The sequence below is a fragment of the Stenotrophomonas sp. FR012 genome (assembly GCF_047520565.2).
GTDB classification, from domain to species: Bacteria; Pseudomonadota; Gammaproteobacteria; order Xanthomonadales; family Xanthomonadaceae; genus Stenotrophomonas; species Stenotrophomonas sepilia.
On sequence record NZ_JAXBQL020000010.1, the window covers coordinates 102,348 to 113,145 of the forward strand.

Sequence of the window (10,798 nt, forward strand, 5' to 3'; positions counted from 1 at the left end):
GTCTTGGCCGGCAAGGGGGTGCGCTAGTATAACGGCCGACCTGCGGGGCATTCCGTACCCGGGAGGAGCAGGCAGATGGAACATCGGCTGCCGGTGGGCACGCCCGGCGAGCCAGGCGGCGTCCCGCTGCCGTGGGGCCGCCTGCATTTCGAGCAGGTGGGTGCGGCGCTGCTGGCCGACGGCCTGGTCGCCGAGCACGAGGGCGAGCGCATGCGGTTTTCCGCACAGGGCGCGCGCAATGCCAGTGAAGTGCACCCGCTGGTGCTGCTGTCCAACCTCAAGCTGGCCACCCGCGACGGCGGCGAACTGACCCTGGAACGCCTGACCGAATGGCTGGCCCAACGCACCGGCAACCGCTACCTGCGCATCGATCCGACCCGGGTTGACGTCGCTGCGGTCACCGCGCTGGTCTCCCACGCCTATGCCCGTCGCCACCGCTTCCTGCCGCTGGCAGTGGATGCCGAACGGGTACTGGTGGCCACCAGCGAGCCGCTGGTGCAGGAATGGCGCCGCGACCTGCAGCACCTGACCCGCCGCCGCATCGAGCTGGCGGTGGTCAATCCGCTCGACCTGCACCGCTACACCATGGAGTTCTACGGGGTGACCCGTTCGGTGCGTGGCGCGCGCGGCGACGTCCGCGGCGAGGCCAACACCACCCTGCCCAGCTTCGAGCAGCTGGTCGAGCTGGGCCGCACCGGCGACGTCAATGCCGACGACCAGCACATCGTGCACATCGTCGACTGGCTGCTGCAGTACGCCTATGAGCAGCGCGCCTCGGACATCCACCTGGAACCGCGCCGCGAGATGGGACGCATGCGCTTCCGCATCGATGGTGTGCTGCACAAGGTGTTCGAGGTGCCGCCGGCAGTGATGACCGCGGTGGTCAGCCGCATCAAGGTACTCGGCCGCATGGACCTGGCCGAGCGCAGGCGCCCGCAGGACGGCCGCATCAAGACCCGCTCGCCGGGTGGCCGCGAGGTCGAGATGCGCCTGTCTACCATGCCCACCGCCTTCGGTGAGAAGTGCGTGATGCGCATCTTCGACCCCGATGCCGCCTTCAAGAGCATCGACCAGCTCGGCTTCAGCCCGCAGGAGGCCGCTGGCTGGAATGCACTGGTCGAGCGCCCGCACGGCATCGTGCTGGTCACCGGCCCGACCGGCTCGGGCAAGACCACCACCCTGTATTCCACGCTGAAGCGGCTGGCCACGCCGGACGTGAACGCGTGCACGGTGGAGGACCCGATCGAGATGATCGCGCCCGAGTTCAACCAGATGCAGGTGCAGGCCAACATCGACCTGGACTTCGCCAGCGGCGTGCGCACCCTGCTGCGGCAGGACCCGGACATCATCATGATCGGCGAGATCCGCGACCTGGAAACCGCGCAGATGGCGGTGCAGGCCTCGCTGACCGGCCATCTGGTGCTGTCCACCCTGCACACCAACGATGCACCGTCGGCGGTCACCCGCCTGCTCGACCTGGGCGTGCCGCACTACCTGCTGGCCAGCACCCTCAACGGCATCCTCGCCCAACGCCTGGTGCGCACCCTGTGCCCGCACTGCAAGCAGCCGCACACCCTCGGTGCGGCCGACTGGGCGGTGCTGGCTGATAGCCAGGCTGCATATCCAGATGCCGCCACGCCCTGTCGTCCGGTCGGTTGCCTGGAGTGCCGGCGCACCGGATTCCTCGGCCGCATCGGCCTGTATGAGTTGCTGCCATTGGGCTCGCGGCTGCGCGGGCAGATCCGCGCCGACATGGATCTGGCCGGTTTCACCCGTGCCGCGCGCGCTGAAGGGCTGCGAACCCTGCGCCAGGCCGGGCTTGAAAAGGTGGCGCAGGGGCTGACTACAATCGAGGAAGTCCTGTCAGTGCTGCCGCCCCCGGATGAACCCAGCCCCCTTCCTGATCCTTGAAACCGGCCGCCCGGTACCGTCGCTGCGCCGCTACGGGCGCTTTCCGCACTGGATCCGCGTCGCCGCCGGGCTGGAGGAACATGAGACGGTGGTGGTCGATGTCGAACACGGTGGCGCCCTGCCCGATCCGCACGGTTTTGCCGGGGTACTGGTGACCGGCTCGGCCGCCTTCGTTACTGACCACGCCGACTGGAGCGAGCGCAGCGCGGCGTGGCTGCGCCAGACCGCCCACGCTGACCTGCCGGTGTTCGGCATCTGCTACGGCCACCAGCTGCTGGCGCATGCGCTGGGCGGTGAGGTGGCCTACAACCCGGCCGGGCGCGAGTCCGGCACGATCGAACTGGAGCTGCAGCCACAGGCGGCACAGGATCCGCTGTTCCAGGGCCTGCCGCAGCACTTTGCCGCCCACGCCACCCACCTGCAGACCGTGCTGCGCGCGCCCGACGGTGCCGAGGTGCTTGCACGCTCGCCGCTGGATGGCTGCCACGCGTTCCGCTGGGGGCGCCAGGCCTGGGGCGTGCAGTTCCACCCCGAATTCGCCACCCACCACATGCGCGGCTACGTGCGCGCCCGCGCCGACTGCATCGGCCGCCACGGCGGCTGTGCGCGCAGCATCGAGCGCGCAGTCAGCGCCGCACCGCTGGCCCGCCAGCTGCTGCGCCGCTTCGTCCGACAGGCGCGGCTGTCTTCAGCCCAGCCGGCGGCAAAACAGGGATAATCAGCGGCACGGGCAACCGCCCGTCCCCTCCTGTCCTTCCCGGATGTCCATGAAAGAGATTCGCAAGCTGCCGGCCTCGGCGGGCGCCCAGTGGTTGCTGGATACGTTCTCGCTGTATCGGCGTGCGCCGCTGCAGCTGGCCCGGATCGGCCTGGCCTGGCTGCTGGTGAGCTGGGTGGTCACCCTGTTGTCGACGCTGATTCCCGGCGCCGCCGGCATGGCCGTGCAGCTGATGACCCTGGCCATCTCGCCGATCATGTTCGGCGGCATGCTCTACGCCGTGGGTGAGATCGACGAAGGCCGCCCGGGCCTGTCCTCGCACCTGCTGCAGCCGATCCGCGACCACCGCGTCAGCCACCTGCTGGTGCCGCTGGCGATCCAGGTGCTGGCGGTACTGCTGCTGGGCGCGCTGCTGTTCATGATGATCGGCCGCGAAGGCTTCACCGCCTTCAGCGAGGTCATGACCAAGATGGAAGAGATCAGCCGCAGTGGCCAGCAGATCAAGCCGGACGATGCCGCGGCGCTGGTGGCCAACCTGCCGGCCAAGCGCATCGCGCTGTGGATGCTGCTGGTGTTCCTGAGCGCGGTCGCACTGTCGCTGGCAATGTTCACCCAACCGGCGCTGGTGGTGTTCGACAAGCAGAGCGGCATGCACGCGCTGCGCCTGAGCCTGCAGGGCTGCATCGAGAACATCGGCGCGATGATCGTGTTCGCCGTGCTCGGCCTGATCGCCGCGTTCTGCATCTACATCCTGTTCGTGATCGTGATCCAGATCGCGATGCTGATCGGTGGCCCGCTGGCCGCCGCCTTCATCGCCCAGCTGGTGCTGACCACGGTGCTGATGCCGCTGTATGTCGGCGCGGTCTATGCCGCGTGGAAGCAGATGTTCGTGCACCGTGGCAGTCGCGCCGCACCGCCGGTCCCGACCACCCCGACCTCAAGCGACATCTTCCACGCCTGACGAAAAAGGGGACGGAGGGGATTAAGTCGTTTGTGCCACTGTGCCGATAGCGACTTAATCCCCTCCGTCCCCTTTTTTTAGGCGGCGGGTTTCTTCACCGCCGACGATGGCACCAGCCAGCGTGCGGCGTGGATGCCCAGCTCGTAGAGCAGGCACATCGGGATCGCCAGCATCAGCTGCGAGACCACGTCCGGCGGGGTCAGCACCGCCGCCAGCACGAAGATGCCGACGATCGCGTAGCCACGGCCTTCCTTGAACTGCTGCGGCGTCACCCAGCCCAGCAGCACCAGGATCACCATCGCCACCGGCAGTTCGAAGCTGCCACCGAAGGCGAAGAAGATCGCCAGCACGAAATCCAGGTAGGCATTCGCATCCGGGGTGATCGCGATCACGTCCGGGCTGAAGGTGGTCAGGAAATGGAACACCGCCGGCAGCACCAGGAAGTAGGCGAAGGCACAGCCGGTGTAGAACAGCAGTACCGAAGACACCAGCAGCGGCACCGCCAGGCGCTTCTCACGCGCGTAAAGCCCCGGGGCGACGAAGGCCCACAGCTGGTACAGCAGCCACGGCACCGCCACGAACAGGGCAACGAAGAAGGTCAGCTTCAATGGCGCGAAGAAGGCGCCGGCCGGATTGGTCGCGATCATCGTCTGCCCGTTGGGCAGCTGCGAGACCAGCGGTTCGGCCAGCGCGTTGTACAGCTTCTGGGTAAACGGCAGCAGCGCCAGCAGCACCACGCCCAGGCCCAGCAATGCGCGCACCAGGCGGCCGCGCAGTTCCACCAGATGTTCGACCAGCGAGCTTTCGCCGAAATCCTGTTCACTCATGGCTGGCGCTCCGTGCGCTGCGGCGTCGGAGCACCGGCTTCAGGGGGTGTCGCCGGCATCGGCTCTGGCGCAATGCCCTCCTGTACCGGTGCATCGGCAGGCGGCAGGCCGCCCATATGCGGCGGCGGATCCGCAGGCGCCGGCGCGCGTACTTCCTGCGCCAGCGCATCGCCCTGCTGCTGCGCCTGCTGCGCTTCGCGACGGATCGCCTCGCCGCTGGCGCGCAGCTGGTTCTCGGTGTCCTGCATGCCCTGGCGCACCTCCTGCATTTGCCGCTTGATGTCCTCGGCCTGCAGTTCGCGTTCCAGTTCCTGTTTCACCGAATCCCACTGATTGCGGGCACGGCGCACCCACAGGCCAGCGAAGCGGGCCGCCTTGGGCAGGCGCTCGGGACCGAGCACCACCAGGGCGACCACCGCGATCACCAGCAGTTCGCTGAAGCCGATATCAAACACCGCAACCGCTCCGGATCAGCGAGCGTTACGGTCGTGCTCGTCCTGCGCGGTGCGCGAGGCGTCCTGGCTGCGCGACTCATCGCCCAGCTGCGCGTTCGGCTTGTCTTCGTCGCGCATGCCCTTCTTGAATTCCTTGACCGCCGAGCCGAGGTCCTTGGCGCCACTGGTCAGGCGCTTGGTGCCGAACACCAGCAGGACGATGGCCAGCACGACCAACCAATGCCAGATGCTGAAACTGCCCATAAAGACGCTCGTTACGTTAGTGATCAGGCTGTCGAGCATAGCGCACCGGGTGTCAGCCGGCGCGCGTGACGAAAGTCAGTTTCCGCCCAGCGTTTCCGTGCGGATTTCGCCGTCGTTGACCGGCTGGAAGCCCTGCTGCTGCGGCGGCGGGTTCTGCGGCACGTTCTGCAGCGGCGCGGTGGTGGCTTCGTTTGGGGCGGCCGGCGCTGCCTGAACAGGCGCCGGCGCAACCGCCGGGGTCGCCGCCGGACGCGGTGCACTGCCACCGTTGCCGTTGCGGTTGTTGCGGGCGGCGTAGGTGGCCTCTTCCAGACGATCACGGAAGGCGACCACGTCCATCGACGGCGCACCGGCGGCGCGACCTTCGAAGATCATGCGCGGTGTGGTGTTGCTGCCGTAGGCGTCAAGGTTGGCGGCATCGTCGATCTGCAGCACCGCACCATCCAGCGCGACGCCCGCGAACAGCCCACGGGCACGCGACCAGGACCAGATCTCGGCCTTCAGCTGGCCGTCGGTGGCGGCGGCGGCATTGCGGCCGACCGGACCGGCGGCAACGCCAGCATCGGCGCCGAGCGTGAACTTGCCGTTGACCAGATTGTCCAGGCTGCGGTCGTTACGGAACACCAGAACCACATCCGAAGATTGCACGCCGGCCTGGAAGCCGATGCTGCCACCGGTGAGCTTCACGAACACCGGGTTGGACCATGCGCCATTGGGCATGCGCACCGACATCAGGCCGTGGCCACGACGACCGCCAATGACAAGACCGGCCTTGATCGTGTCGGGAATGACGATGACCGCGCGGCCTTCGTCGAGCAATTTATCCGGAATGCCCTGTTCAGGAATTTCCTGGATTTCGGCCAGCACGCGCACGGCGTTGCGGGCGCGCTGGTCTTCCTGCGGTCCGGCCATGGCCTGGCTGGACAGCAGGCTGGCGGCGATCAGCAGGGCTTGGATCGGGCGACGCATGGCAGGCTCCAGAAGTCAGTCCATAGGAAGATATAGCAAGTGACTGAAATTAGTGGTGTTGCCATGAATCCCCAATGAGCGTTCCCTGCCCGCATTGATGCGCGCTATGCCTGCAATCCGAACCCTGCATCCCGGTGCGGCGCCGGATAGGCGACAATACCGCCCATGCTCGACGCACCCGATACCGCCGTGCTGGCGGTCAACCTAGGCACGCCCGAGACGCCGACGGCCCCCGCCGTACGCCGTTACCTGGCCGAATTCCTGTCCGACCCGCGCGTGGTCGCGATTCCGGCACTGCTCTGGCAGCCGCTGCTGCGCGGGCTGATCCTGCCGCTGCGAAGTGGCCGGTCGGCGGCCAAGTACGCCCAGGTCTGGCTGCCCGACGGCTCACCGCTGATGGTGCATACGCGCCAGCTGGCGCAGGCCATGCAGGCCCTGCTGCCGACCCTGACGGTGCGCCATGCGATGCGTTACGGCGAACCGGCGCTGGCCGGCGAGCTCGACCGTCTGGCCGCCGACGGCGCGCGCCGGATCGTGGTGCTGCCGCTGTACCCGCAGTACTCCACCACCACCACCGCCTCGGTCGAAGACCGGGTCGATGCGTGGCAGCGCCGCAACCCGGGCGTGACCGTGAGCCTGGTGCGGGATTACTCGGTCGATCCCGGCTGGGTCGAGGCCGTAGCCGGATCGATCCGCCGCTACTGGGAACAGCACGGTCGCGGTCAGAAACTGATGTTTTCCTTCCATGGTATCCCGCAGCGCCTGGCCGACGCGGGCGACCCGTATCCGCAGCGCTGCGAGGCCAGTGCGCAGGCCATCGCCAATGCACTGGGCCTGGGCAAGGACGACTGGCAGATGGGTTACCAGTCGCGCTTCGGCCGCGAGCGCTGGTTGCAGCCGTATGCCGAGCCCAGCCTGTGGGCGCTGGCCGAATCCGGCGTGAAGCAGATCGACGTGGTCTGCCCCGGATTTGCCACCGACTGCCTGGAGACGCTGGAAGAGGTTGCGCTGGGCTTCACCGAAACACTGGCCGAGCGCGGTGCGACGATGCGCTACATCCCCTGCCTCAACGCCGAGCCGGAGCATGCACGCGCCCTGGCACGGCTGGCCGTGTCCTCGCTGGCATGAGCCTGCAACCGTTTGAACTCCAGGTCGGGGGCGCACGCGTCGCCGGCCTGCGCAACCACGGCGGCGGCCCACGCGTGCTGGCCCTGCATGGCTGGCTCGACAACGCCGCCAGCTTCGTGCCGCTGGCGCCGCACCTATCGGCGTTGCAACTGGTTGCCATCGATCTGCCCGGCCACGGTCACAGCGCGCACCTGCCGATGGGTGCCAGCTACACCACGGCCGCCGCGATCTGCCACGTACTCGATGTCGCCGACGCGCTGGGCTGGGACCGATTCAGCCTGCTCGGCCATTCGATGGGTGCCGGCATCGCCAGCCTTACCGCCTCGGTCAGCGACCGTGTTGATCGGCTGGTGGCGATCGAAGCACTCGGCGGCCTGCGCGGTCCCGAGGAAGAAACGGCGCATCGCCTGCGCGAGCATGTGAACGCCACGCGCGCGTTGGCACGCAAGCAGCTGCGCGTGTTCCCCGATCTGGCAGCGCCGATCCGCGCGCGGATGATGACCAACCAGCTCAGCGAACCCTGCGCACGGCTGCTGGTCGAGCGCGGCGTGGAACCGGTCGAAGGTGGCTACCGCTGGTGCAGCGACCCGCGCCTGATGCTGCCCACTGCGATCCGCCTCAGCGAAGGCCAGATCGACAACCTGCTGCAGGCCATCGCCTGCCCGACGCAGGTGATCTACGCCACGCCGGCGCAGTCCTACTATCCCGAGCCGATGCGCAGTGATCGCCTGCAGCACCTGCGTGATGGACGGCTGGCCGTGTTTCCCGGCAACCACCACCTGCATATGGAAGACCCGGCACGCATCGCCGAGGTGATCCTGCGCTTCCTCGGCAACGACAACGCCGGCTGAGTCGCAGCGTCCGCTGCACTTCATTCTGCGCACTTCCGGCCGATACATCAGTTGCGGGCCACTGCGTCCGCAGCACGTGGGCCCGGTCGGGCCTGCGGCGTGTGTCTGGTCCTGCAAGGAAGTCCGCATGCCCGCTCCATTGCTCCGTCACCCACAGGATGTGGTCACGGCGCCCCGTCTGCGCGACGTTGATTGCGTCGCATTCCCCGAATTCCCGGTCCATGCCCTGGCCACGCACTCGTGCGTGCGTCACCGTGTGGCCGTTGTCGTCTGCTGATCCAGGAGTCGCCGATGTCCGCTGCATCCACTCGCCCCCCCGATACCGCCCGCCTGCCGCATCTGCAGCGGCTCGCCCACCGCGCTGACCGCCGATTGCTGATCGGCAGTGCGGCACTGGCGGTGGCCGGCCTGGTGCTGGCCCTGCGCGGGCCTCATGTCCTGACCGCCTCGCTGGTCGCGGCCGCTGTGCTGCCTGCCATCTGGCTGGCCGGTCCCAAAGCGGGCCATAGCGTCACCCGCAATGGCCTGGCGCTGTTGTTGTCGCTGCAGCTGGCATGGCTGTGCGCGATCGCGGGCTTGTCACCGGCGTTGCCGATTGCACTGCTGCTGGGCGTGCTGTTGAGCCATCGTGATCGCCTGCCGGTATGGCTGGCCGGTGGCATCGGCACGCTCGCGCTGTTGGCGCCGCTGCTGCAGGGAGCAGCAGTGGGACCTACCTTGCTGCAGGCGGGCCTGTTCGCCGGGCTGACGGCATTCCTCGGCCAGGTCGCGCTGCGCCTGCGCCAGCAGACCGAGGCGCTTGGCCACGGCCCGCGCCGGCTGGCTGCGCTGGCCCGCGACATCGCCACGGGCACCGACCTGGGCGCACATGCCGACACCGCATCCTATGCACCCGGCTCGTTGGCCCATGCGCTGGCCGATACCGCGCGCCACGTCCAGGCCCAACGTGGGCGTGAGGCTGAGGCGCATGCCGAGAATGCGCAGATCCGTCAGGCGCTGGATGCCTCGCGCACCGCGATGATGATCGCCGACAATGATCACGTGATCCGCTATGTGAACCGCTCGGTGGTGGCTCTGCTGCGCAACCAGCAGGCGACACTGCGCCAGGCCTTCCCTGACTTCGATGCCGAACGCCTGGTCGGCAGCAGCATCCATCGCTTCCATGCCAACCCGGACCGCATCCGCGCCATCCTCAATGGCCTGCAGGCCAGCCACAACGGCAAGGTACAGATCGGCCCGGTGCACTTCGCCCAGGTGGTCACCCCGGTGTTCGATGCACAGGGCATGCGCCTCGGTTTCGCCGTGGAATGGCATGACCGTACCCAGGAGCTGGCGCTGGAGAACGCCGTGGCCGGCATCGTCGCTGCTGCCGCTGCCGGCGATCTCGGCCAGCGCCTGCAGGCAACCGAAGGCGCCAGCTTCCTCGATGGCCTGACCGGTGGCATCAACCAGCTGCTCGATACGCTGGGCAGCACCGTCAACGACGTGCGGCAGATGCTTTCGGCGCTGGCCAACGGCGATCTCGATCGGCGCATGCACGGTGAGTACCACGGTGCCTTCGCCGCGATCCAGCGTGATGCCAACGCCACCGCCGGCCAGCTGGCGCGCATGGTGGGCCGCATCCAGCAGTGCGCGGCCTCGATCAGTACCGCCGCCAGCGAGATCGCTGCAGGCAATGGTGCGCTGTCCGAGCGCAGCGAGCGCCAGGCGGCGCACCTGCAGGAAACCGCAGCCTCGATGGAGGAGCTGACCGCCACCGTGCGCCAGAACGCTGCGCATGCGCGCGAGGCCAGTGAGCTGGCTGCGTCCACGCAGAACGCCGCCAGTGATGGCAACACCGCGATGCAGCGGGTTGTCGACACCATGCAGGCGATTGAAGGCGCCTCAAAGCGGATCGGCGACATCACCGGCGTGATCGATGGCATCGCCTTCCAGACCAATATCCTCGCGCTCAATGCGGCGGTGGAAGCCGCACGTGCCGGTGAGCAGGGCCGTGGCTTCGCCGTGGTGGCCAGCGAGGTGCGCGTGTTGGCGCAGCGCTCCGCCGCCGCCGCACAGGAAATCAAAAAGCTGATCGATGAGGCAGGCCGACAGGTGGGTGAAGGTGCCCAGCTGGTGGCCGACGCCGGCCAGCGGATGCAGGGCATTGTCGGCGGCGTGGAGAATGTCAGCCATCTGATGCGTGAGATCTCGGCGGCCTCGCAGGAGCAGTCGATCGGCATCGAGCAGATCAACCAGACCGTGGTGCAGATGGATCAGGCCACGCAGCAGAACGCGGCGCTGGTGGAAGAAGCCACCGCGGCCGCACGCGAGCTGCAGACGCAGGCGGGGACGCTTACCGAGGCAGTATCGGTGTTCCGCCAGCAGGAACCGCACGAGGTCCCGCGGGCCGCCTGATCCGGGCCTGCAATGCGATCCTGATCAAGACGGCGCCCGCAGGGCGCCGTTTTTTTGCCTGCTTTTGCGTGATGGGTCAGGAAAAGTCCGCTTCCGGACCTGCCGTGAGGAGCGGCCAACCCTGTTTGGCGCCGCATCCACACACGGCGTGGATCTACCGGTAGTGCCGGCCGCTGGCTGGCAATTACGGCCTCGCCCACTGTCTGACCTCCCGCCGGTAGCGGCCAACCTTGGCTGGCGCTGTGGCTGCCCGCAGAGAATATCCACGCATCGCGTGGATCTACCGGCCGGTGTGCAGCCATGGCGGGGGGGGGGGGGGGGGGCGGCCCCCCCCCCCC

10 protein-coding genes are annotated in these 10,798 nt (G+C 68.0%); 6 read left to right on the top strand and 4 right to left on the bottom strand.

Features of this window, described 5'->3' with window-relative positions:
• Positions 1-75 precede the first annotated feature (75 nt).
• Genes ACM0O9_RS16250 through ACM0O9_RS16260 form a run of 3 tightly spaced genes read left to right on the top strand, consistent with a single transcriptional unit; the run spans position 76 to position 3,590 of the window.
• Positions 76-1,911, top strand: a complete 1,836-nt coding sequence (locus tag ACM0O9_RS16250; protein WP_414604216.1) for a GspE/PulE family protein — start codon at positions 76-78, stop codon at positions 1,909-1,911.
• Positions 1,883-2,629, top strand: a complete 747-nt coding sequence (locus tag ACM0O9_RS16255; protein ID WP_065177803.1) for a glutamine amidotransferase — start codon at positions 1,883-1,885, stop codon at positions 2,627-2,629. The genes ACM0O9_RS16250 and ACM0O9_RS16255 overlap by 29 nt, the downstream gene beginning before the upstream one ends.
• 49 nt (positions 2,630-2,678) lie before the next feature.
• The gene (locus tag ACM0O9_RS16260) at positions 2,679-3,590 is read left to right on the top strand and encodes a BPSS1780 family membrane protein (protein WP_005420447.1); all 912 of its coding nucleotides are present in this window, start codon (positions 2,679-2,681) and stop codon (positions 3,588-3,590) included.
• A 77-nt stretch (positions 3,591-3,667) separates the two neighbouring features.
• Here the strand turns inward: ACM0O9_RS16260 and tatC are convergent, their stop codons facing one another.
• The 4 genes from tatC to ACM0O9_RS16280 all read right to left on the bottom strand — a co-directional run bounded on the left by tatC (position 3,668) and on the right by ACM0O9_RS16280 (position 6,084).
• A complete protein-coding gene (gene tatC / locus ACM0O9_RS16265) occupies positions 3,668-4,417 on the bottom strand; it encodes a twin-arginine translocase subunit TatC (protein WP_005420449.1) in 750 nt (249 codons plus the stop codon).
• On the bottom strand, positions 4,414-4,872 hold the full coding sequence (gene tatB, locus ACM0O9_RS16270; RefSeq protein WP_053500646.1) for a Sec-independent protein translocase protein TatB: 459 nt from the start codon (positions 4,870-4,872) through the stop codon (positions 4,414-4,416). The genes tatC and tatB overlap by 4 nt, the downstream gene beginning before the upstream one ends.
• Before the next feature lie 15 nt (positions 4,873-4,887).
• Positions 4,888-5,115, bottom strand: coding sequence for a Sec-independent protein translocase subunit TatA (gene tatA / locus ACM0O9_RS16275; RefSeq protein ID WP_005420453.1), 228 nt, complete (start codon positions 5,113-5,115; stop codon positions 4,888-4,890).
• A 75-nt stretch (positions 5,116-5,190) separates the two neighbouring features.
• Entirely contained in the window at positions 5,191-6,084 is an 894-nt protein-coding gene (locus ACM0O9_RS16280) for a lipid-binding SYLF domain-containing protein (RefSeq protein WP_235649975.1), read from the bottom strand.
• A gap of 165 nt (positions 6,085-6,249) precedes the next feature.
• On the opposite strand from ACM0O9_RS16280, the gene hemH reads away from it, so the two are divergent.
• The 3 genes from hemH (at position 6,250) to ACM0O9_RS16295 (ending at position 10,460) form a co-directional block, all read left to right on the top strand.
• A complete protein-coding gene (gene hemH / locus ACM0O9_RS16285) occupies positions 6,250-7,212 on the top strand; it encodes a ferrochelatase (RefSeq protein WP_065177801.1) in 963 nt (320 codons plus the stop codon).
• Positions 7,209-8,063: an alpha/beta fold hydrolase gene (locus tag ACM0O9_RS16290; protein WP_111129266.1), complete on the top strand. Its 855-nt coding sequence runs from the start codon at positions 7,209-7,211 to the stop codon at positions 8,061-8,063. The genes hemH and ACM0O9_RS16290 overlap by 4 nt, the downstream gene beginning before the upstream one ends.
• A gap of 291 nt (positions 8,064-8,354) precedes the next feature.
• Positions 8,355-10,460 carry a methyl-accepting chemotaxis protein gene (locus tag ACM0O9_RS16295; protein WP_235649974.1) on the top strand — a complete coding sequence of 702 codons (2,106 nt, stop codon included), beginning with the start codon at positions 8,355-8,357 and terminating at the stop codon, positions 10,458-10,460.
• Positions 10,461-10,798: the final 338 nt, after the last annotated feature.